We start from the raw sequence: 22,421 nt of genomic DNA on the forward strand, positions 1-22,421 counted from the left end.
AGATGAGGACGCTCGCGCATCCCAGCCATCGACGATTGGCGGTGGTTCGGCGGCTGCCATCATCGTAACCAGCAGGTCGCGGCAGCCTGCCGCGCCGGAATGCTGCATTGAACAAGCCTGTCGTCGTCTCCGAGGAAACGCTGACCGAGCCCGTCGTCGTCGCCGACGTGGCGCCCGCTTCCGTCAATGGCGCGGGGCCGGCCTATGTCGTGCTTGCCGGCATCAGCTTCTCGCACTTCCTCAACGACACCATGCAGTCGCTGATCGCGTCGGTGTATCCGATCCTGAAGGACACCTACGCGCTCGACTTCGCGCAGATCGGCATGATCACGCTGGCCTTCCAGTTCACGGCCTCGCTGCTGCAGCCGGTGGTCGGTCACTACACCGACAAGAAGCCGCAGCCCTATTCGCTGGCGATCGGCATGGCCTCGACCTTCTTCGGCCTGCTGCTGCTCAGCGCCGCGCATCAATATCTCGTCATCCTCGTCGCCGCTGCGCTGGTCGGTCTCGGTTCGGCGGTGTTTCACCCCGAGTCGGCGCGCATCGCCCGGCTCGCGTCCGGCGGCCGCTACGGCTTTGCGCAATCGGTGTTCCAGCTTGGCGGCAGTTTCGGCACCTCGATGGGACCGGTGCTGGCGGCGCTGATCGTGGTGCCGTTCGGTCAGGGCAGCATCGCCTGGTTCTCTTCGATCGCGTTCCTCGCGATCCTCATCCTCTGGCGCATCGGCCGCTGGTATGCGCCGCAGATCAAGGCGAAGAGGGCGACCCCCGTTCACACCCAGCCGGGCGGGCCGAGCTCGCGGCGTGTCGCGGCGGCGCTGCTCGTGCTGGTCGCGCTGTTGTTCTCGAAACAGCTCTACGTATCGAGCCTGTCGAGCTACTACATCTTCTATCTGATCGACCGTTTCGGCGTGTCGACGCAGGCAGCCCAGATCTATCTCTTCGTCTTCCTGGCGGCGAACGCTGTGGGGGCGTTTCTCGGAGGTCCGTTGGGCGATCGCTTCGGGCGCAAGATCGTGATCTGGATCTCGATTCTCGGCGCGCTTCCGTTCACGCTGGCGCTGCCCTATGCCGGGCTCGTCGGCAGCGCCGTTCTCAGCGTCGTCATCGGTCTGATCATCTCCTCGACGACGTCGTCGATCATCGTGTTCGCGCAGGAGCTGGTGCCGCACCGCTTCGGTATGATTTCCGGAGTGTTCTTCGGCGTCGCCTTCGGCATCGGGGGCCTGGGCGCGGCCGTGCTCGGCAAGCTCGCCGACCACACCTCGATCGCGTTCGTCTACCAGGTCTGTGCCTGGCTTCCGGCGATCGGGCTTCTCGCGGTATTCCTGCCCAAGCTGCCGCGGCACGTGCGTTGACGCATCCCGTCTCGCCGTCTTCCACCTTCACACACCGTTAGGAATTGCGGCGAAGTCGCCGCATTCGGCACGGCGTTCTTGCAACGCTGGCGAGGGGCGCGCGCGTGCGTAGAGAAAAAATCAACCTTAAAAATTAGGGTTAAGTGGCGCTTAAACATTTGCTGGCATCGTCCGGGCCGTGAGTTTCCAGAACGTGAGGCGCCCGTCTTTGCCTCACCGGCCAAAAGGACGAAGCCAATGCGTAGCGTTAAGTCTCTCCTTGCCGCGGGTGCGGCAACCCTGATCTCGTCGATGGCGTTCGCCGCCGATATGCCGATCGCGGCGCCCCCTCCCATGTACGCTCCGCCGGTTCCGCCCGCTGATTTCGGCGGCTGGTATCTGCGCGGCGACATCGGCATGACCAACCAGAGCGCCAAGCGCATCGATAGCGCGCTGCCGGCCGGATATACGAAGTCCACGGAAGGTCTCGGCTTTGACTCTTCGCCGCTGTTTGGCCTGGGCGTCGGCTACCGTTTCAACAACTGGTTCCGCGGCGACGTGATCGGCCAGTACCGTGGCAAGGCCAATCTGCACGGCAGCGACAACGTCGTTGGACCCGGCTTCGTCGGCGTCAACAATTATAGCGGCAGCAAGTCCGAGTGGGTCGTCATGGCCAATGCCTATGTCGACCTCGGCACCTGGTGGTGCATTACGCCGTTCATCGGCGCCGGTGTTGGCGGCTCCTACAACAAGATCAGCGGCTTCCGCGACGACGGCGTGTCGTACAGCCCCGGTCTGAACAACAGCGTCGCCTACTTCGCCGACAACGGCAAATGGAACCTTGCCTGGGCCGCTCATGCCGGTCTTGCCTACAAGGTCAATCCCGGGTTCACCGTCGAACTGGCCTACAGCTACATGAACCTCGGCGATGCAGCGCCCGGCAACTATCGCTTGTTCGACAACAGCGCCTCCGGCCCGACTTCGATCAAGGTCAAGGACATCACCTCGCACGACGTCAAGATTGGCGTGCGCTGGGATCTCAACAGCCCGCCGGCCTACATGCCCCCGCCGCTCATCACCAAGGGCTGATCGCCAAGCCGATCGGTTAGGACTTCTTAACGGCGTGGGACCATCCCGCGCCGTTTTGCTTTGCGTATTTTTCATTGCTCGCAGCGGCGAGGGCGCCTGACGCAACCATTGATTAAGGTTAACAGGCCATGATCATCGCAACGGTTCGAGTCCGATGGAGCGTGGTGATGCGTAGGCTTTTGTTGGCGGCGGCGATGTTGGGGACGGTGTCTGCCGCGCATGCGGCCGACATGCCTGACCTGCCGATCCTGCGCGGCAGCTTCACCGACGGCCTGTCGACATCCGCGGTCAACTGGCAGGGCTACTACGTCGGCGGCCAGGGCGACTACGGCACCGTCACCTCGAAGATCTCCTCCGGCATCAACAGCGACCTGCAGTCGACCTTCGTCACACCCGGCCCGACCTACAACTGGCAGCCGCTCGCGGCGGCGACCAGCAACAGCGGCGGCTACGGCGTCTTTGCCGGCTATAACGGGCAATGGGACGATGTCGTGATGGGCATCGAGGCGAATTATATTCATGGCGGTTTCAAGTCGACATCGAACTCGGTGGGACAGACGTTCAACAATGCGAACGCGCTGATCGCCACCACCGCATCCTCGGCGGTCGTCGGCATCTCCGACTTCGGATCGCTGCGCGCCCGCGCCGGTTATGCCTGGGGATGTTTTCTGCCCTATGCGTTCATCGGCGGCGGCGTCGGCTATCAGACCGTCGATCGCTACGCGTCGGCCTCGCCTTCGCCGGTGCTGCCGGCGACGACCTATGCGAGCAAGAGCAAGCTCGTCTATGGATATTCCGCCGGCCTGGGCGTCGACGCCATGCTGGTCGGTGGGCTGTTCTTCCGCGCCGAATACGAATTCCAGCGCGTGACCTCGGACATCGAGTCGAACATTAATTCCGTCCGCGCCGGGCTCGGCTACAAGTTCTGACGCGTGCGCATGGCGCCGATTGACAGGGCAATCCGACCCTGATGCTGTGTCGTCCCAACGGGGCGGCAGCGATGAAGATCTACGGCGATTCGAATTCCGGAAATTGTCTCAAGGTGAAGTGGGTCTGCGACAGGCTCGCGCTGCCTTACCAATGGATTGAGATCGACACCCGCAAGGGCGAGACGCGCACGCCGCGATTCCTCGCCATGAATGGCGCCGGCCAGGTGCCGACAGTCGTATTCGACGACGGCCGCACGCTGGCGCAGTCCAACGCCATCATCCGCTATCTCGCCCGCGACAGCGCGCTGATCCCGCCCGACGCGTTCATGGCGGCCAAGATGGACGAATGGCTGTTCTGGGAGCAGTACAGCCACGAGCCCTACATCGCGGTGTGCCGCTTCCTGCTCGTCTATCTCGGCAAGGACGTATCCGAGCTCGATCTCGAGAAGGTCAAGCGCGGCTATGCGGCGCTCGATCGCATGGAGCAGCATCTTTCCACCAACCGTTTCTTCGCCGGCGGTGAGGTTTCGCTCGCCGACGTGTCTCTGCTCGCCTATACGCGTGTCGCGCACGAAGGCGGCTTCGATCTCGCCCGCCATGCGTCCGTCCGCCGCTGGATCGGCGAGGTCGAAGCGTTTCTCGGCCTTGCGCCGGCACGCTGAGTCCGGAGTTGGATGACATGAAGGCCGCAGCCGTCTCCGTCCGTCCCGCACGCCGCGAGGACGTCGCCGCCATCGTGGCGATGCTGGCCGACGATCATCTCGGCCGCGCGCGCGAGCGCGTGGAGGATCCGTTGCCCGCTTCCTATTACGAAGCCTTCGCTCGGGTCGAGCGCGATCCGAATCTCGCGCTCGTGGTGGCCGAGAGCGCGGGCAGGGTGGTCGGCTGCCTGCAGCTCGCGATCCTGCCGGGTATCAGCTCGCAGGGCGGCGTGCGCGGTCTGCTCGAGGACGTTCGCGTTGCTTCCGATTGTCGCAGCCGCGGCATCGGCGAGCAGCTGGTGCAATGGGCGCTGACGGAAGCGAGAGCACGCGGCTGCAATCTCGTCGAGCTGCTCACGCATCAGACGCGAATCGATGCGCAGCGCTTCTACAAGCGCCTCGGATTTACGGCGAGCCATGTGGGCATGACTGTCCGCTTTTGAGGCAGCGGAAGCGTTTTCGAGCGAAGTAGATGCCGGTTCGCGTAAAGAAGCCGCGTCAATACAAGAATCCAGAGTCCATTTCCGATTGTATCGGAATGGGGCTTCGGCCGCGCGCGTTGCGCAATCAGCAAATTCGGATCGCGCATTCGTTCATCTTAATGGGTGGTAAACTACGCAGCCGTCGTTCACGTTGAACCGGGAACGAACGATGCTAGGGCAGCGTCAGACACCGGGCTCGGTCGGTTCGGGGATTTCGATGACAAGCTATTCAATGATCAAGGTCGGCAACGACTACGTCGTGCAGGCCAATGACAAATGCATTTTGAAGGTCGGTAGCCGCCGCAGGGCCGCGCAATTGATCAGCGATGCCACGGACTTGCTGAATGCGCTTGCCGCGGTCGAAGCCCCGGAGATCGCACCGGAGGCGCCATCACTCGCCCGTGAGGCCCCGGAACTTCCTTGACTGCCCTTCCCGATTCCCGTATCAGCCGCGGCGGGACACCTCCCCCCAACGGGAGGCTTACTATCTGGAAGGGTAGATCATGACTGTAGCGAAGCCCGCTTCGCGGCCGAACGTGCCGCATTTCTCCTCCGGCCCCTGCGCCAAGCGCCCCGGATGGAACGCCCAAAATCTCGAGGACGCAGCACTCGGCCGGTCGCATCGCGCGAAGGTCGGCAAGACCAAGCTCAAGCTCGCGATCGATCTGACGCGCGAAGTGCTCGAGGTGCCCGCCGACTACCGCATCGGCATCGTGCCGGCGTCCGATACCGGCGCGGTCGAGATGGCGCTGTGGTCGCTGCTCGGTGCGCGGCCCGTCACCACGCTCGCCTGGGAATCCTTCGGCGAAGGCTGGGTCAGCGACATCGTCAAGGAATTGAAGCTCAAGGACGTCACCAAGCTGAACGCGGCTTACGGTGAAATCCCCGACCTGTCGAAGGTCGATCCCAAGAGCGACATCGTCTTCACCTGGAACGGCACCACCTCGGGCGTGCGCGTGCCGAACGCCGACTGGATCAGCGCGACGCGCGAGGGCCTGACCATCTGCGACGCGACCTCCGCCGCATTCGCGCAAGCTCTTGATTGGCCGAAGCTCGACGTCGTCACCTTCTCCTGGCAGAAGGCGCTCGGTGGCGAGGCCGCGCACGGCATGCTGATCCTGTCGCCGCGTGCGGTGGAGCGGCTGGAAACCTACAAGCCGGCCTGGCCGCTGCCGAAAATCTTCCGCATGACCAAGGGCGGCAAGATCAACGAAGGCATCTTCGTCGGCGAGACCATCAACACGCCGTCGATGCTCTGCGTCGAGGATTATCTCGATGCGCTGAACTGGGCCAAGTCGATCGGCGGCCTCAAGGCGCTGATCGCGCGCGCCGATGCCAACACCAAGGTGCTCGCCGACTGGAAGGCGAAGACGCCGTGGATCGACTTCCTGGCCAAGGACGCCTCGATCCGCTCCAACACCTCGGTGTGCCTGAAGTTCACCGATCCCGCGATCACCTCGCTCTCCGACGACGCGCAGGCGGATTTCAGCAAGAAGCTGGTCGCGCTGGTCGAGAAGGAAGGCGCGGGCTACGACTTCGCCTATTACCGCGATGCCCCGGCCGGCCTCCGCATCTGGTGCGGCGCCACCGTCGAGGCCAAGGACGTCGAACTGCTGACGCAGTGGATCGACTGGGCCTTCGCCGAGACCAAGGCCACGCTGGCTAAGGCGGCGTAAGTTCTTACCCTCCCCTGGAGGGGGAGGGTCGACGCACCGGCGAGCATGATCCGGAAAAGTGGTTTCCGGTTTTCCGACAAGATCATGCTCAAACAAGCAGGTGCGGCGGGTGGGGTGATCTCTCCACACGGCGCACCGGCGATTTTCTTCGTTGCAGCTTCACCCCACCTTGGCGCTTCGCGCCGACCCTCCCCCCTCCAGGGGAGGGTGTGAAGGACACATCCCCATGACCAAGCCCAAAGTTCTCATTTCCGACGCGCTCTCGCCCGCCGCCGTGCAGATCTTCAAGGACCGCGGCATCGAGGTCGACTTCCAGCCCAATCTCGGCAAGGACAAGGACAAGCTCGCCGAGATCATCGGCAATTACGATGGCCTCGCGATCCGTTCGGCGACGAAGGCGACCGCCAAGATCCTCGACAAGGCGACCAACCTCAAGGTGATCGGCCGCGCCGGCATCGGCGTCGACAACGTCGAGATCCCCGCCGCCACGGCCAAGGGCATCATCGTGATGAACACGCCGTTCGGCAATTCGATCACGACTGCCGAGCATGCCATCACACTGATGCTGGCGCTGGCGCGCGAGATCCCGCAGGCGGACGCCTCGACCCAGGCCGGCAAATGGGAGAAGAACCGCTTCATGGGCGTCGAGATCACCGGCAAGGTGCTCGGCGTCATCGGCTGCGGCAATATCGGCTCGATCGTCGCCGACCGCGCGCTCGGCCTGCGCATGAAGGTGATCGCGTTCGATCCGTTCCTGTCGCCGGAGCGCGCCAAGGACATTGGCGTCGAGAAGGTCGAGCTCGACGATCTGCTCAAGCGCGCCGATTTCATCACGCTGCACACGCCGCTGACCGACAAGACCAGGAACATCATCGATGCGGCCGCGATCGCCAAGATGAAGAAGGGCGTGCGCCTCGTCAACTGCGCCCGCGGCGGTCTCGTCGACGAGCAGGCCGTGGTCGATGCGCTCAACTCCAAGCACATCGCCGGCGCCGCCTTCGACGTGTTCGTCGAGGAGCCCGCCACCAAGAACGTGCTGTTCGGCCACCCCAACGTGATCTGCACGCCGCATCTCGGCGCCTCCACCACAGAAGCGCAGGAGAACGTCGCGCTGCAGGTCGCCGAGCAGATGTCGGACTACCTCCTGACCGGCGCCATCTCGAACGCGGTCAACTTCCCCTCGATCACGGCGGAAGAGGCGCCGAAGCTGAAGCCGTTCATCGCGCTTGCCGAGAAGCTCGGCTCCTTCGCCGGCCAGCTCACCGAGACCGGCATCCTCAAGGTCGAGATCACCTATGAGGGCCACGTCGCCGAGATGAAGATCAAGGCGATCACCTCCGCGGTGCTGTCGGGCCTGTTGCGGCCGATGCTGGGCGAGGTCAACGTCGTCTCCGCGCCCGTCGTCGCCAAGGAGCGCGGCATGGTGGTGGACGAGATCGTGCGCGCCGCCCAGAGCGACTATGAGAGCCTGATCACCGTCACCGTGACCACCGAGCGGCAGGAGCGTTCGGTCTCCGGCACCGTCTATGCCGACGGCAAGCCGCGCCTCGTCGACATCAAGGGCATCCGCGTCGACGCCGAGTTCGGCAAGTCGATGATCTACGTCACCAACGAGGACAAGCCGGGCTTCATCGGCAGGTTCGCGAGTCTTTTGGGGGACGCCAAGCTCAACATCGCCACCTTCCATCTCGGCCGCGTCGCGCCCGGCAGCGATGCCATTGCGCTGGTCGAGGTCGACGGCGCCGTGCCGGCGGACCTGCTCGCCAAGGTGCAGGCCCTACCGCAGGTCAAGCAGGCCAAGGCGCTGACGTTCTAGTCGTACCCTCACCTCCGTCATGGCCGGGTCTAGCCCGGGCATGACGAGCGGATGGAGTGACGCTCATATATTCCGACCCGCGGAACAACGCCGCCTCCGTCACCGGAGGCGGCGTTTTTTGTTTCCCGCGCCCGCCGAACTTTGTGTACCAATGGCGCCAGGAACGCTTCGTACCTGCACTCCGTTCAAAATCGTTCGACAAGGGAGAAACACATGCGTGAAGCCGTCATCGTTTCCTATGCGCGCACGGGCCTCGCCAAATCCGGCCGCGGCGGGTTCAATATCACGGCGCCGATGTCGCTCGCGGCCCACGCCATCCAGCACGCGGTCGACCGCGCCGGCGTGGAGAAGGACTATGTCGAGGACTGCTATCTCGGCAATTGCGCCCATGGCGCGCCGAATATCGGCCGCCAGGCGGCGCTGCTCGCCGGCCTGCCGAAGACCACGGCCGGTGTCTCGGTGAACCGCTTCTGCTCCTCGGGGCTGCAGACCATCGCGATGGCCGCCAACTCGATCCGCTCGGACGGCGCCGACTGCATCGTCGCCGGCGGCGTCGAGAGCATCTCGATTCCGGGCGGCGCCACGCCGAAGGAATCGATCGATCCGGAGCTGCTCAAGGTCGCGCCCGACATCTTCATGGCCATGATCGACACCGCCGACATCGTCGCCGAACGCTACAAGCTCAGCCGCGAATACCAGGACGAGTTCTCGCTGGAATCGCAGCGGCGCATGGCCTCGGCGCAGCAGGCCGGCAAGTTCAAGGACGAAATCGTCCCGATGAAGACCAGGATGAAGGTCGTCGACAAGCAGACCAAGGCCGAGAGCATCGTCGACTACGTCGTCGATCGCGACGAGTGCAACCGGCCCGAGACCACGATGGAAGGCCTCGCCAAGCTCGAGCCGGTGAAGGGCCCCGGCAAATCCGTCACCGCCGGGAACGCCAGCCAGCTCTCCGACGGCGCAGCCGCGGTGGTGCTGATGGAAGCCAAGGATGCCGAGAAGCGCGGCCTCAAGCCGCTCGGCCGCTTCGTGGCCTGGGCGACCGCCGGCTGCGAGCCCGACGAGATGGGCATCGGCCCGGTGTTCGCGATCCCGAAGCTGCTGAAGCGCACCGGCCTCAAGATCGACGACATCGATCTGTGGGAGCTCAACGAAGCCTTCGCCAGCCAGTGCCTGTATTGCCGCGACAAGCTCGGCATCGACCCCGCCAAGTACAACGTCAACGGTGGCTCGATCGCGATCGGCCATCCCTTCGGCATGACCGGCGCCCGTCTCACCGGCCATCTGCTGCAGGAAGGCGCCCGCCGCAAGGCCAAGTGGGGCGTGGTGACGATGTGCATCGGCGGCGGCCAGGGCGGCGCCGGCCTGTTCGAGATCTACAGCTGAGACCAGGCGATTGAAATGCAGAGGGGCACGGCAAGCGCCGTGCCTTTTTGTTGTCCGGCATCAGGCCGAGACGCGGCGCCCGGGCGCTGAACGCGTCGCAGGACCTGTACAGCGCGCCACCGTCTCGAACAGCCAGGCTACACCGGCATCCGCCATTGCGGCTTGCGAGGCGACGACACGCACCGGGTCGGGCGTCCACGGAAACGGCACGGGACGCATCACCAGGCCGAAGCGCGCGGCATGGCGTTCGACCAGATGGCGCGGCAAGGTCGCAATGAAATCGCTCTCGGCGAGCTGCGCCAGCGCCATCATGAAGTTGGGCACGGTCAGCGCCACGCGCCGGGAATGGCCGCGTTCGGCAAGCCTCACGTCGACGATCCCGAGCGCATCGCCGATCGCTGAAACCAGCAGGTGCGGTGCCGCCAGATAGGTCGCGAGAGTGACCTTGCGGGCCATGCGGTGGTCCTTGCGCATGGCGACGACGAAGTCTTCTTCGAACAGCAATCGCTGGACGTAACGTGACGGCAGCGGACCGATCGGCAGCACGGCGAGGTCTAGCCGGTGCGAATCGAGCTCCGAGAGCGTGTCCTGCCACACCTGGCTCGACGACTTGCCCTGACGTTGCGGCATCAGCTGTAGCAGCCGGATGTCGATGCCCGGTCCTTCCCGGGCCAGGGCCTTGAGGAGAGGAGCGAGAAACACCGCGGCCAGCGCATCAGGTGCGCCGATCGTGAACGAGTGCCTCGCCGTTCTTGCGTCAAACGGCGCGGCTGCCGACACGATCGCGTCGAGGCGCGACAGGAGCTCTGCGACGGGACCGGCAAGCGCGCGAGCACGCTCCGTCGGCTTCACGCCGTTCGGCGTCTTCAGGAACAACGGATCGTGGAAGATTCGCCGCAGCCGCCGCAATCCGTGGCTCACCGCGGACGGCGTGAGATTGAGCTTGTCCGCCGCGCGCAAGACCTGACGCTCCTCCAGCACCGTGCTGAACACGACGAGGAGGCTGACGTCGATCCGGGCGAGCTGAGCAGGATTCAGCATGGTCATGAGTTCTTATCACTGGATTCATGATGTTCAAAGCGGCATCCAGGGTCTCGTACGGCCACGTGAACCCTCAACAACGGAGCCCTCGAATGAACAACGATCAAGCCTCTCGCGCGGCAACCCCCGCCGCGGTCTCCAGGCGTCACACGCTCGCAGGGATGGCATGCATGCCGCTCGTCGTCGCCGAGGCGGCCACGGCCGACGACGTGATCGCAAAACTGATCGACCATACACAGCGATCGAACGCGGCGCTGATGCGCGGCGACGTCGGCACGTACCGGCGGATGATCTCCCTCACCGACGACTTCGTGCTGATGTCTCCCTTCGGCGGCGTCCCGTCAAAAGCCGCGGAGTACACGCCCGAAAGGTGGGAACGGATGGGGCGGTTCTTCAGGAACGGCACGCACAGGCAGGAGGTGGTCCAGACCTATGGCTCGCAGGACATGGTCGTTCTGGCGCTGATCGAGCGGGACAGTGTCGAGGTCGGAGGGTTGCCCGCGCAGGAGTGGGCCTTGCGCGTGACGCTCGTCTACCGCCGGGTGGGAAGCGAGTGGCACCTGGCGCATCGTCACGCCGATCCGCTCGCGAACGGCATCAGCCTGCAGCAGGCGGCCGTGCTCGCGCGCGGTCTACCCGCCAGCCAGTGAGCGCCTCAGGCCTTCGCCAGCGCCGGCGCGAACACCACTTCGATCAGCGTGCCGTGGCCCGCGTTCTTGATGTTGAACTGGGCGCGGTTGGCTTCGACCAGCGCCTTGGTCAGCGACAGGCTGAGCGCCGAGCTGTCCGCGGCGTCGCCGGGCGGCGGCGTGCGGAACGGCTCCATCGCGGCGGCGACCTCGCGCTCGCTGAGGCCGTGGCCGGTGTCGCGGATGCGCAGCGCGATCTCGCCGCGGTCGGTCAGCGCGGTCGAGACGATGACCTGGCCGCCGGCGCTGGCGAGCCGGATCGAGTTCGAGATCAAATTCATGGTGATCTGCCGCATCGCGCGCGCGTCCGCCGCGACCTGCGGCAGCGCATGGGCGAGCGAGGTGCGGATGATGATGCGCTCGCGGTTGGCCTGCGGCTGCATCACCGTGACGCAGGCTTCGACCAGGTCGTTGAGGTTGAGGTTGGCGAAGGTGAGGTCGAGCTTGCCGGTCTCGATCCGCGACAGCTCCAGCAGGTCGTCGATGATCGCGATGACGCGCTCGCCGGAGGCGCGGATGTCCTTCATGTATTCGCCATAGCGCTCGTTGCCGAGCGCGCCGAAACGCTCGGAGATCATCACCTCGGCAAAGCCGATGATGGCGTTGAGCGGCGTGCGGATCTCGTGGCTGATCCGCGCCAGCATGTCGGCCTTGGCATTGGCCGCGCCGTCGACGAGATGGCGGGCCTGCGTCAACTCGCTCTCGCCCGTCTTGCTCTGCGAGAGGTCGCGGAACACGGCGAAGAAGTTCGGCCCGTCGGGCCGCGTGCGGCCCATGATCATGGCGAGCGGAATCGCGCCGCCCTTCTTCTCGCGTCCCAGCACCTCGCGGCCGTGGTCGAGCAGGCTCGAAATGTCCTGGCTCTTCAGGCTTTCGAGATAGTCGGCGACGATCTGCTGGCTCTCGGGCGCGAACAGCGTCATCAGGTTCTGCTCGCGCAGCGCTTCGCCGTCATAGCCGAACAGCGCCTCGGCGCTGCGGTTGCAGGCGTGGATGTTGCCTTCGGCATCGAACATCACGATGCCCTCGGCCGTGGTGTCGAGGATCGCGGCGAGATCCTCGGCCTCGGCTTCGCCCGCCATGGGCTCGGCATCGTAGAGATAGGACTCTGCGGCGACGGACTCCGTGATGACGGTCTTGGCGATGACGGTCTCTGCGACGGCCGGCGCCGCGGCATCGGGTGCCGCCTGCGGCAGCGCGCAGATCAGGGCATGCGCGCTCTCGCCGTCCCAGTCGATCGTGTGCAGATGCGCTTCGGTGGTCGCGAGCGGCGCTTGCCCGTTCGCGAGCGTCGCGCTGATCGTGACCGGCGTGCCGTCTTGCGAGGTGCTGCTCGCCGCCGACACGCCCGGCTCGACATAGAGCGCGTCCAGCCCGCCGGCATTCTCCAGCGCGTTCACGCTCGCATAGCCCATGCGCGCGAGGAAGGCGGGGTTGGCGTAGAGCAGGCGGTCGAGCCGGTAGATCAGGATGCCCGATGGCAAGAGATCGAGCAGCGCGCGGTCGCGCGCGCTGGCGCCGCGCGGTGCCGGCGCGGGCTCGCTCAGCCATTCGGCCGCAACTCGCGGCGTCTCGGGCTCCGGCGCGGCCGGTTCGGACGGCATCTCGGCCGCCGGCGGCTCGGCCGTATCGACCGCGATCGTCTCGCGCTCGCGTTCGAGCCGTTCGGACAATTGCCGCGCGAGCTCGTTGAACGCGCTGTTCTCGACCGGCGTCAGCGTCGGCGGTCGCGTGTCGCCGGGCGAACGGAACGGCACGACATTCGGAGGCGTTTCCACGGGCGTTTCCAGATCGGTTGAGTGTGAATTCGCGTCGCTTGTGGGCTCTTGCAGTTCAGGCTTGGCTGTTGGCACAGGCTCGGGCTCGGCCTCGGGCGGCTCGATCGGCGGAGGCGCTGCCGCCGCTTCGGGCTCAGCTTGGGCCTCTGCTTCCGGCTCAGCTTCGGGCGCCGTTTCCGGCCTGGCCTCAGGCTCGGGACCGGGTTCGGCGACGTCGGCGGAGAGGTCGTGCTGCGCCGGCGCGGCGAGCAGTTCGAAGCGGCGCAGCGCCTCGAGCCGGTTGAGGCCGTCGAGATCGCGGCAGACGCCGAAGCCCTTGAAGCCGGCGAACCTGCGCTCGCCATCGTAGACCGGAAGCCCCGCAAGCTCGACCGCCAGGCGCTCGCCGCCGTCGGCCGGCCAGTTCACGGTGATGCCGGCCCAGGTGTCGCGGCTTTCAAGCGCCGCTGCGACGCGCCCTTCCGGATCGAGCGAGAACTCCTCGGCGATCTCGCGCCAGGGGCGGCCGAAGCCGGCCGCGCTGCGCGCGCCCATCAGGCGGATGAATTCATCGGAGTCGAGCACAAAGCGGCCGTCTGCATCCATCTGCCAGAGGAAGCGCAGCGGATGCTGGCGCGGTGCGGGCGGCTCTTGGGCCGATGGCGGCTCGACCATGCCGGCAGTGATCGGGGCAGCCTGCGGCGACACGATGGCTTCTGCCGGGTTTTCAACCGGAGTCTTGGGCGAGGCTTCGATCGCCTCGGGCGCGATCATCTCGTTGATGGCCTGGTCCGGCACGAGATCCGGTGCCGCCGCGTGAGCCGGCTCGGCGGGCGTGTGCGCCATCGGCTCGGCCGGTTCAGCCGTTTCGGCGGGGTCGGCGAAGGGGTCGAACAGCGCGATGCCGGACGCAGCCTCGCTTGATGGCGCAGGCTGCGCGTCGTCAGGCTCGGCCGCCGGCGGCTCGATCGGTGCGGCCTCGGGCGCGGGCTGGGCCGGCTGGTCGCGTGCGATATCCGGCGCGGTCTCAGGCGCGGCATCGCGCGCCGCCGTCGCGGCGGCCGGCTCGATCAGCGCGACCAGGCCGACATCCGCGCCCGTGCCGACCCGTTGCAGCACCATCTGGCCGATCCCGATCGACGTCGCGGCGCGGCCGTTCGCCAGCGCATCGCTGCGCGCGCGGTCGAGACCCGCCTCAAAGAGATCGCGGAAGCCGAGCAGCGAGCGGGCGGTCTCGCTCGCCCCGATGAACAGTCCGTCCGGTGCGAACGCCGCCATTGGCACGTTGGCGCCCGCGACCAGCCGGTGCAGCCGCTCGATCAGCGGCATCGTGCGCTGCGTCGGGTCCATCGCGGTGACGAGCACGGCATGGCCGCCATCGGCGAATTCGAGCCGCGCGCAGGCGCAGGTCATGAGTGAGCCGAGCCGGGCGCCGAAGCCGCGCAGCCGTTGCAGCCGCACGGTGCCGCCTCCCGGCAGTAGCCGCACGAGCCGGACGATCTGGCGGCGATGGCTGTCCGCCGGGCCGAAGGTCTTCTCCGCGAGCGCTGCGCCATTCGCCGCGCCGAACAGCCTGGCGCCGACCGGATTGGCCCACAGCACGCGCGCGCCGTCGATCGACCACAGCCAGGTGGCCAGCGGCGAGGTCGCATGCACGGCCAGCCGCGGATCGCCCACACCTCGCAACTGGAAATCCGAACGCGTCATGAGGCCGGCTGCAGCTCTCGCATCAGGTGTGGCGGCTGCCGGGAGTGGCAGCCTTAAGAAAGGGTTAGTATCGCCCGAGAGGTGCGGACAGGTCCACGGTCGCAGCCCTGGAGAGACGCCCCTAAGCGGCGATAACCTTAATGATGCCAACCCCGCAAGGCGCGCCAATGTTGCATCCAAGGGATTCGAAGAGGGATCGCCGCATGGCAGCGTGATGACTCGACGCACACTCCGGGAAAGCTGCGTTCCCTCCCCCCTTGTGGGGGAGGGCTAGGGAGGGGGGTAGCTCAGGAGACGGTGCAAGTTGCGAACTGACAAGCCGGTGCCCGACGAAGGAGTCCCCGTGTGGCACCCCCCTCCCTGCCCCTCCCCCACAAGGGGGGAGGGAACGGAGAAATCGAGATCGCGGCCGAACTCAATGCCGTCTCCACCCATCTCAACCCCCGGTTCCCCCGTACCGGAACCTCATCCTTACCTAGATTAAATTTCGCAGCGCACCCGTCTGGCGCGTTGCGATGCACAATGTTGACATGATAGGCAGCCATAGTGCTGGGCGCTGGGCGAGCCATCTCATTCGTTTCGCGTTTCCAGTCTTCGTTCCCGCTGAATGCAAGGGCCCAGATGGGGGCCGGCGGGCGCGCCAGAAGGCTCACTCCATTTTTTCAATTAGCGTGAGGGACAAGCATGACAGGTGCGACTGATCCGTTTTCTGCCTCGATCATCCCGTTCGAGGTTCCCGAGCAGATGCGTGCGTTCGCCGAGAAGGGCGTGTCGCAGGCCCGCGAGAACTACGCCAAGTTCAAGGACGCCGCCGAGACCCACAACGGCACCGTGGAAGCCGTGTTCACCTGCGCCTCCAAGGGCGCGAGCGAATACACCGCCAAGCTGGTGGAGTTCATGAAGGCCAACACCAGCGCCCAGATGGACTTCGCCCAGCAGCTGTTCGGCCTGAAGTCGCCGACGGAAGCGATGGAGCTGTGGACCGGCCACACCCGCAAGCAGCTTGAGACCTTCCAGTCCCAGGCCAAGGAGCTGGTCGAACTCACCCAGCGCGTCGCCGCCGAGACCGCCGAGCCGATCAAGGCCTCCGCCTCGAAGTACTATCCGTCCGCCGCCTGAGCGACGAGGCCGGTTTGAGCTTTAGGAAGCCCGGGCCGAAACGCCCGGGTTTTTCTTTCCTCTCCAGCGCGCGCAGGCAACCGCCGGAGCGCACGCCTCGTCCTTCGAGATGACCGCTTCCAACGGTCTCCTCAGGAGGAGGCTAATGGACGCCGGTGTCCGCTTGAATTGCCGCCGCGCACTCCGCCCTCATCCTGAGGAGCCCGCGGAAAGCGGGCGTCTCGAAGGATGGCCGCAGGGAGCCTTGCCGAGGTGAGGGCTTTCTCCTCAAGGGAGTCTGCCAGCAGCGGGGGAGAGATACCCTCATCATCGCCATCGCCTCGATTTCCTCGCCCGGCGGGCAATTTCACCCGGTTTTTCGCCCCTCTGCGGCCTTGCCAAAAACGCCCGTTGCACCTAGTTTCCGCCCCGTCCAGCCCCCTCGGCACCGGCCCTTCTCAAGGGCGTCCCGAGGCGCGGCTCGCCAGGATGCAGTTGTAGCTCAGTTGGTTAGAGCGCCTGTCTGTGGAACAGGAGGTCGGTGGTTCGAGCCCACCCAACTGTACCAATGATCCCTTAGCTGGTCCGACATCGCACTTCCGTGTGGTTCCGACCGCGCCCCTTAGTAGGCCGGTTTGGCCTCTGATTCCGTTCGCTGCCTTTCCTTGCCAACCGGCCAGCCATCAACCAGTGTGGCGGTCTCCTCATCGAGAGGAAAAAGCGATCATTCCAAGGTGGCAAGTATTCGGCCACTCAACCCAAATTCCAAATCAAGTTCTGGAATATCGATGTCAGTGCCGAAGGGGTGCTAGGCGTCGGTGCCGCATGATTCCTCGTCATCGTCCTTGTCGCTGCTTACCGCTGGTTCTAGCGGTTGAGCTAGATGCTGATAGCGGTTGACGACTGAGGTCTTCTGCAAAAGGCTCTCGTGCGTCCAGTACTTCGCCTCCCAGCTCTTCACACCGATGCGGCGATACTCGTTACCGTGACAGTGCACAAAGCTATCGACGCTGAGAGTGCCCTATCCGCAAGCTGCTCAAAGCCAATCTTGTGCGCTGTCACCGTAGCTCCACGGTTCGCAATGCGCTATCTGTAGCGAAGCAAAGGCGTTCCAAGCCGGGCGAAAACATCGTGAGTTTCTTCGAGCGTCTCAAGACAGAAGCATCCGTTGAGTGGCGGGCCTACACCGAGCATCCCTTCACGAACGGATTGGCAGACGGCTCGCTCCCCGAAGCGGCCTTCCGTCACTACCTCGTTCAAGACTACCTGTTCCTCATCGAGTTTGCTCGCGCGTACGCGCTCGCGGTCTACAAGTCGCCCAGACTTGCCGACATGCGTGAAGCAGCGGCCGGCCTGTCGGCCATCCTCGATGTCGAGATGAACCTGCATGTGAAGCTCTGTGCCGAATGGGGCCTATCCCCGAGCGACCTAGAACAAGCCCCTCCGGCGGCCGAGATGCTGGCCTATACGCGCTATGTGTTAGATGCGGGAATGCGCGGCGATCTGCTGGCACTCAAGGTGGCGCTTGCCCCCTGCGTGATCGGGTACGCGGAGATCGCGACGCGGCTCGCCTCGAGTCCCGCTGCCGACGCGGCGAGCAACGCCTATCGCGTCTGGATCGACGAATATGCCGGCGCGCCGTACCAGGAGGTCGCTGCCAAGGCGCGGGCGCACATGGAGCATCTCGCCGATCTCTACGCCACGCCGGCCCGCGAGGCCGAGCTGATTGCGATCTTCAAGGAAGCCACCCGCCTCGAGGCAGACTTCTGGGAGATGGCCTGGCGCGCGGGCCAAGCTGTCGCATAACGGTGTCGGCAATCGTCAGGCGCCCGTACCTCCCTCCCGCCACCCCCAAACCACCACCGGCAACATCACCGCCGCCCAGCAGCGTGCCCCGCGCCACCGCGCCGACACCGGATTCACCAGCCGCTGATACTGCACAGCAAAGATGTACGCATTCGCGCCGGTCGGCATCGCCGCGAATAGCACGACGACGCTGGCGGCGATCGGCGGCAGGTCGAGCAGCTTTGCCAGCACGAACGCCGCCGCCGGCAACGCCATCAGCCCATCAGCTTGAGCGCGCACATCACCAGGATGCTCAGCTTCTCGCCCTTCACATCGAAGCGAAACAAGTTGATACCAAGCGCGATCAGCGCCGTCGGCGAGCCCGCCTGCACCAAGGACGCGATCGGTGGACAGAGATTACCGAAGTAGCGACTCGCGCATCAGGTAAGGCAGTCGATCTTACTCTCTGGATGCGGCTTCCGAGTTGTTTCGACGATGGCAGGAACGGGTGTAAGCTGTTTCACAGCAGCCGGCTTGCTGCGACCTTAAGATCGCTCTGCACTTCCACGTTCTTGTGCGGTCCGTCCGTACAAGATGTCGCTCTCTGTTGAAACAAACGAGGAGCACGAAGATGAAGACTTTTCTTGCAACGAGATCTCCATTCCTGATCATCGCCGCGCTTGCAGCTTGCGTCGGCACCGCGCGTGCCGATGTCATCATGGACTGGAACGCGAAAGCGGATGCGATTGCCGCTGAAAAGAAGGTTCTACCGGCGCCGCAGGCCCGCACGATGTCGATGCTTCACGTTGCCATGTTCGAGGCCGTCAACGCGATCGAAAGGCGGTACGCTCCATACAGACTGGATCTCGTCGCCGACCGCTCAACGTCCAAGGAAGCCGCAGCGTCGACTGCGGCTTACAACATTCTTCTGACGATCTACCCGGACCAAAAATCAGCCCTTGATGCGGCCTTGCTTGCATCGCTTTCCGGCATTCCAGATACGGAGGGAAAGGCGAATGGAATCGAGCTTGGAAAGATTGCCGCTTCCGGCGTGATGGCGTTGCGCAGGGATGACGGCAGTGACGCTCAGGAGACTTATCGCCCCTCCACAGCCCCGGGTGTCTATGTGCCGACCGTGGTGCCGGCCTTCACGACGTCTGGAGCAACTTCCCCTTGGGTCATCACGTCGGGCTCGCAATTCCGTCCAGCGCCACCACCGGCGCTCGATTCCGAGACCTGGACCAGAGACGTCAATGAGATTCGAGAACTCGGTGCTCGCAACAGCACCACCCGAACAGCAGAGCAGACAACGATCGGACGATTCTGGATCCTGGTCGGGCCTCCCAGTTTCAATCCAATCATCCGGCAAGTCGCTTCGGCCAAGCACATGGACGTCGTTGACTGCGCCCGTCTGTTCGCCCTTGCCGAGATCGCTGCGAACGACGCCATCGTCGCTGTCTTTGATGCGAAGTATCATTACAATTTCTGGCGGCCAATGACGGCCATTCGCAGCGCGGACATCACGCCCAACCCCATGACGCCACGCGAATCGTCCTGGTTGCCGCTGGGTGAAACGCCGATGCATCCCGAATACCCCTGCGCCCACTGCATCATATCGGCTTCGGTTTCCACGGTCCTCCGGTCCATCGCCGGCGACGAAATGGAGTTGTCGATGACCAGCCCCACTGCGCCAGGGGTGACTCGCAGATGGTCCAAGCTCCAGGATTATAGCGACGAGGTCGCGAATGCGCGAATCTATGCCGGTTTCCATTATCGTTTCTCGACAGAAGTCGGAAAGGACATGGGCCGAAAAATCGGTGATCTGACTGTCGGGACACAGCTTCGCGGGCTGGAAGCGCGAGCTGATCCGAAGCAGTAGGCCGGCGTGCAGCTCAATTGCGAACCATACAGAGATTGAGAAGAGCTCGAAATCGAGGCATCCACGCTTTCGATAGCAGAACAAGTCGCCTTTCGAACATGGTGGGCGGGGCCGTCAGTGCTCTGCCTACTTTTTCATGGCGGCTTGGCATCTCCAGCGCTTCAGCGCGCGATCACCGCCTCAAGCCCCGATGCTCCTCAATCCAAACTCACCCAGCGTCAGGAGATCATCGCCTTGACCTGCGCCGTATCCGCGAATTCGACCAGCTCGACGATCTTGCCATCCTGAATTCTGAACAGGTCCAGGATCTCGGTGCTGAACGTCTTCCCAGTTGCATGGTATTTGACGTTGACGCGGGAATGGATCGCGACCCGATCTCCATCGACCAACTCCGCCAGGATTTCGCGACCTTCGAACCCAAAGCTTTTGATCAATTGACCGAAGCCGCCGCGCAAGATCGGATGACCCTGCATGCTCCCCGTCAGCTCGAGCGCGTTCTTGTCGCCCTTTAGGGTGAAGAGGCCGTCGGGATGAAAAGCCGTCACCAGGCCTTCGGTGTCGCCGCCGTCCCGCGCGGCATAGGCGCTCCTGATCAATGCGAGCATGTCTTCGCGCTGTGCCATGTCACCCTCCCTGCAACACGTATCTGGCCAGTCTAACCACCTTTGCGTGTAAAGGCAAAATGATCGCGAGATGGTGTCGGCCGAAACAGGATCGTTCGTTTTCGTTCCCCGGTTTTGGAAGAAAACGGCGGGCGCACCGGCGAACCTTTTCATGACCCCAGGTGTTTTTGTAGCTGCGGCAGGACAGACAATGCTGAGGGAGTCGAGCTATGAACGGTATCATCTATATCATCGGGCTTGTCGTCGTGATTGCTGCGGTGCTCTCGTTCTTCGGCCTGCGCTGATTGGCAATTGGGCGCGGGGAGGCCGTGCGGCGTCGCCTGCAAAGCCTCGGAATGCCTCACCGCGTCACCACCCACACCACCACCGGCAACGTCAGCGCCGCCAGCAGCGTGCCCAGCGCCACCGCGCCTGACACCGGATTCACCAGCCGCTGATATTGCACCGCGAAGATGTAGGCATTCGCGCCGGTCGGCATCGCCGCGAACAGCACGATGACACCGGCGGCGACCGGCGGCAGGTCGAGCAATCTTGCCAGCACGAAGGCTGCTGCCGGCATGGCCGCGAGCTTGAGTGCGCACATCAGCAAAATGCTCAGCTTCTCGCCCTTCACCTCGAAGCGGAACAAATTGATGCCGAGTGCGATCAGCGCCGTCGGCGAGCCCGCCTGCGCCAATAGTTCGATGGTGCGGTCGACCACGGGGGTGAGGCCGAGTCCGGCAAGGCGCCAGATCACGCCGAGGCCGATCGCCAGCATCAACGGGTTGCGCGCGAGGTCCGCGATCACGGGCCAGACGATCGCGAGCGGCGAGCTCGCCTGCTTGCGGCTGACGAACTCCATCTGGAGCGTGCCGCAGAGCCAGAGCAGCGGCGTGTTCACCGACAGGATCAGCGCCATCGGTCCTGCCGCCTCGTTGCCGAGCGCGGAGAGCACGAGCGGAATGCCGAGCATCACGATGTTGCCGTAGACCGAGCCGATCGCGAACACGACGCCGTCCTCGCTGCCGCCGCGCCCGCGGCGCAGCAGCGCCGAGACCGCCATCGCCGCGATCCAGGTGAGCGCGAGCGCGCCGTAATAGGCGCCCCACATCCTGTAGGGGCTGACATCGGGGAATTCCGAGACGACGATGGTGCGGAACAGCAGCGCGGGGATCGCGATGCTGAAGGCGAATTCGCTGATGCCCTTGTGCGCGCTTTCCGAGACGAAGCGAAACAGCACCGACGCATAGCCGGCCGCGATCAGCGCAAACACCGGCGCGACGATCAAAAGAGTGGCCATGCGCGATCAATCTCCATGGCTATCGCAATCGAGAGCTTTCTCTGCGGCCATCCTTCGAGACGCCCGCTTTAAGCGGGCTCCTCAGGATGAGGACGGAGTGTGTGTTGCAGTTTAAAGGGCGCCGACGCTGATGAGCCTCATCCTGAGGAGGCGCGTCAGCGCCGTCTCGAAGGACGAGGCGTGCGCACCGGCCGCCGTTACAAGTCATGTGCGATCGCCCTGGCTACGACCCCAGCTCGATGATCCGCCTTGCCATCCGCACATTGGCATAGTCGATCATCTTGCCGTCCAGCGTCACCGCGCCCTGGCCTTGCGCCTCGGCCTGCTCCATCGCCTCGACGACCCGCCGCGCCTGGGCCAGCTCCTCGGCCGACGGCGTGAACGCGCACAGCGTCGGCTCGATCTGGTCAGGGTGGATGACCTGCTTGCCGTCAAACCCCATCGCCGCGGCCTTTTGCGCGCTGGCCTCAGTCAGCCTGGCATCGCGGAACGCGCCGCAGGGGCCGTCGATGGCGCGGAGGCCGAAGGCGCGCGCGGCCACCAGCAGGCGCATCATGGGATAGGCGAACAGGTCGAGCGGCGCGGAGGCGTAGCCGCTCTGCGCCGATCCGAGATGGCGATAGCCGTCCGGTGAAATGCCGATGTCCGAGGTGCGGGCGCCGAGCGAGGCCGCGAGATCGCCGACGCCGAGATGCAGCGCGGCCACGCTCGGGTGCGCGGCGGCGAGCGCGTCGACATTGACGAGGCCCAGCGCCGTCTCGATCAGCAATTCGAGCGCCACCGGCGAAGTGCGATCCGGCGCCGCCGCGCGCAGCTGGCCGGCGATGGCGACGATGTCGCTCGGGCGCTCCGCCTTCGGCACGATCACCGCATCCAGCCGCGGCAATGCCGCGAGCGTGCGGATTTCCTCCGCGATGAACGGGCTGTCGACGGCGTTGAGCCTGACCGCGACGCGCTTGTCGCCCCAGTCGAGCGATGACAGCGACCGCACCGCCTCCTCCAGCGCCACGCCCTTCTCGGCGGGCGGAACGGCGTCCTCGAGATCCATGAACACCGCGTCCGCCGCTGATGCCGCGGCCTTGGCGACGAGGCGGGCGCGATGCGCGGGAACGGCCAGATAGGCCCGGCTCGGCCGGAGCGAGACCAT

19 protein-coding genes and 1 tRNA gene are annotated in these 22,421 nt (G+C 64.9%); 14 read left to right on the forward strand and 6 right to left on the reverse strand.

Features of this window, described 5'->3' with window-relative positions:
• Nucleotides 1-107 precede the first annotated feature (107 nt).
• The 9 genes from ACYCVF_RS06590 (at nt 108) to ACYCVF_RS06630 (ending at nt 9,416) form a co-directional block, all read left to right on the forward strand.
• Complete coding sequence (locus ACYCVF_RS06590) at nt 108-1,358, forward strand: MFS transporter (RefSeq protein ID WP_459599820.1); 1,251 nt, start codon at nt 108-110, stop codon at nt 1,356-1,358.
• 237 nt (nt 1,359-1,595) lie between these two features.
• Nucleotides 1,596-2,426, forward strand: a complete 831-nt coding sequence (locus ACYCVF_RS06595; protein WP_459599818.1) for an outer membrane protein — start codon at nt 1,596-1,598, stop codon at nt 2,424-2,426.
• Between the two features lie 167 nt (nt 2,427-2,593).
• The gene (locus ACYCVF_RS06600; RefSeq protein ID WP_459599816.1) at nt 2,594-3,355 is read left to right on the forward strand and encodes an outer membrane protein; all 762 of its coding nucleotides are present in this window, start codon (nt 2,594-2,596) and stop codon (nt 3,353-3,355) included.
• Between the two features lie 71 nt (nt 3,356-3,426).
• Nucleotides 3,427-4,017 (forward strand): glutathione S-transferase family protein, encoded by a 591-nt coding sequence (locus ACYCVF_RS06605; RefSeq protein ID WP_459599814.1) that lies wholly within the window; start codon nt 3,427-3,429, stop codon nt 4,015-4,017.
• A 17-nt stretch (nt 4,018-4,034) separates the two neighbouring features.
• Nucleotides 4,035-4,499 (forward strand): N-acetyltransferase family protein, encoded by a 465-nt coding sequence (locus ACYCVF_RS06610; protein WP_459599812.1) that lies wholly within the window; start codon nt 4,035-4,037, stop codon nt 4,497-4,499.
• 256 nt (nt 4,500-4,755) lie between these two features.
• On the forward strand, nt 4,756-4,962 hold the full coding sequence (locus tag ACYCVF_RS06615) for a hypothetical protein (protein ID WP_459599810.1): 207 nt from the start codon (nt 4,756-4,758) through the stop codon (nt 4,960-4,962).
• 79 nt (nt 4,963-5,041) lie between these two features.
• Nucleotides 5,042-6,214 (forward strand): phosphoserine transaminase, encoded by a 1,173-nt coding sequence (locus ACYCVF_RS06620; RefSeq protein ID WP_459599808.1) that lies wholly within the window; start codon nt 5,042-5,044, stop codon nt 6,212-6,214.
• 226 nt (nt 6,215-6,440) lie between these two features.
• Nucleotides 6,441-8,030, forward strand: coding sequence for a phosphoglycerate dehydrogenase (serA, locus tag ACYCVF_RS06625; protein WP_459599806.1), 1,590 nt, complete (start codon nt 6,441-6,443; stop codon nt 8,028-8,030).
• Nucleotides 8,031-8,243: 213 nt separating this feature from the next.
• Nucleotides 8,244-9,416 (forward strand): thiolase family protein, encoded by a 1,173-nt coding sequence (locus tag ACYCVF_RS06630; RefSeq protein ID WP_459599804.1) that lies wholly within the window; start codon nt 8,244-8,246, stop codon nt 9,414-9,416.
• A 60-nt stretch (nt 9,417-9,476) separates the two neighbouring features.
• On the opposite strand, the gene ACYCVF_RS06635 is transcribed toward ACYCVF_RS06630, so the two are convergent.
• Nucleotides 9,477-10,463: a LysR substrate-binding domain-containing protein gene (locus tag ACYCVF_RS06635; RefSeq protein WP_459599802.1), complete on the reverse strand. Its 987-nt coding sequence runs from the start codon at nt 10,461-10,463 to the stop codon at nt 9,477-9,479.
• 164 nt (nt 10,464-10,627) lie between these two features.
• Here ACYCVF_RS06635 and ACYCVF_RS06640 point away from each other — a divergent pair, with 164 nt between their 5' ends.
• A complete protein-coding gene (locus ACYCVF_RS06640; protein WP_459599800.1) occupies nt 10,628-11,107 on the forward strand; it encodes a YybH family protein in 480 nt (159 codons plus the stop codon).
• A 5-nt stretch (nt 11,108-11,112) separates the two neighbouring features.
• Here ACYCVF_RS06640 and ACYCVF_RS06645 read toward each other — a convergent pair whose 3' ends face one another.
• Complete coding sequence (locus ACYCVF_RS06645; RefSeq protein WP_459599798.1) at nt 11,113-14,610, reverse strand: PAS domain-containing sensor histidine kinase; 3,498 nt, start codon at nt 14,608-14,610, stop codon at nt 11,113-11,115.
• A gap of 684 nt (nt 14,611-15,294) precedes the next feature.
• Between ACYCVF_RS06645 and ACYCVF_RS06650 the strand changes: the two genes are divergently transcribed.
• The 3 genes from ACYCVF_RS06650 (at nt 15,295) to tenA (ending at nt 17,514) form a co-directional block, all read left to right on the forward strand.
• Nucleotides 15,295-15,729 (forward strand): phasin, encoded by a 435-nt coding sequence (locus ACYCVF_RS06650; RefSeq protein WP_459599796.1) that lies wholly within the window; start codon nt 15,295-15,297, stop codon nt 15,727-15,729.
• Nucleotides 15,730-16,199: 470 nt separating this feature from the next.
• A tRNA-His gene (locus tag ACYCVF_RS06655) sits at nt 16,200-16,276 on the forward strand.
• A 563-nt stretch (nt 16,277-16,839) separates the two neighbouring features.
• Nucleotides 16,840-17,514 carry a thiaminase II gene (gene tenA, locus ACYCVF_RS06660; protein ID WP_459599794.1) on the forward strand — a complete coding sequence of 225 codons (675 nt, stop codon included), beginning with the start codon at nt 16,840-16,842 and terminating at the stop codon, nt 17,512-17,514.
• Between the two features lie 15 nt (nt 17,515-17,529).
• Here tenA and ACYCVF_RS06665 read toward each other — a convergent pair whose 3' ends face one another.
• Nucleotides 17,530-17,769, reverse strand: a complete 240-nt coding sequence (locus ACYCVF_RS06665) for a hypothetical protein (protein WP_459599792.1) — start codon at nt 17,767-17,769, stop codon at nt 17,530-17,532.
• A gap of 355 nt (nt 17,770-18,124) precedes the next feature.
• Between ACYCVF_RS06665 and ACYCVF_RS06670 the strand changes: the two genes are divergently transcribed.
• Nucleotides 18,125-19,372: a vanadium-dependent haloperoxidase gene (locus ACYCVF_RS06670; protein ID WP_459599790.1), complete on the forward strand. Its 1,248-nt coding sequence runs from the start codon at nt 18,125-18,127 to the stop codon at nt 19,370-19,372.
• A 218-nt stretch (nt 19,373-19,590) separates the two neighbouring features.
• Here the strand turns inward: ACYCVF_RS06670 and ACYCVF_RS06675 are convergent, their stop codons facing one another.
• The 3 genes from ACYCVF_RS06675 to ACYCVF_RS06685 form a co-directional block, all read right to left on the reverse strand.
• Nucleotides 19,591-20,148 carry a nuclear transport factor 2 family protein gene (locus tag ACYCVF_RS06675; protein ID WP_459599788.1) on the reverse strand — a complete coding sequence of 186 codons (558 nt, stop codon included), beginning with the start codon at nt 20,146-20,148 and terminating at the stop codon, nt 19,591-19,593.
• 187 nt (nt 20,149-20,335) lie between these two features.
• The gene (locus ACYCVF_RS06680) at nt 20,336-21,274 is read right to left on the reverse strand and encodes an AEC family transporter (RefSeq protein ID WP_459599786.1); all 939 of its coding nucleotides are present in this window, start codon (nt 21,272-21,274) and stop codon (nt 20,336-20,338) included.
• Between the two features lie 223 nt (nt 21,275-21,497).
• Nucleotides 21,498-22,421: an HpcH/HpaI aldolase/citrate lyase family protein gene (locus tag ACYCVF_RS06685; protein WP_459599784.1), complete on the reverse strand. Its 924-nt coding sequence runs from the start codon at nt 22,419-22,421 to the stop codon at nt 21,498-21,500.

The sequence above is a fragment of the Bradyrhizobium cedriense genome (assembly GCF_054602315.1).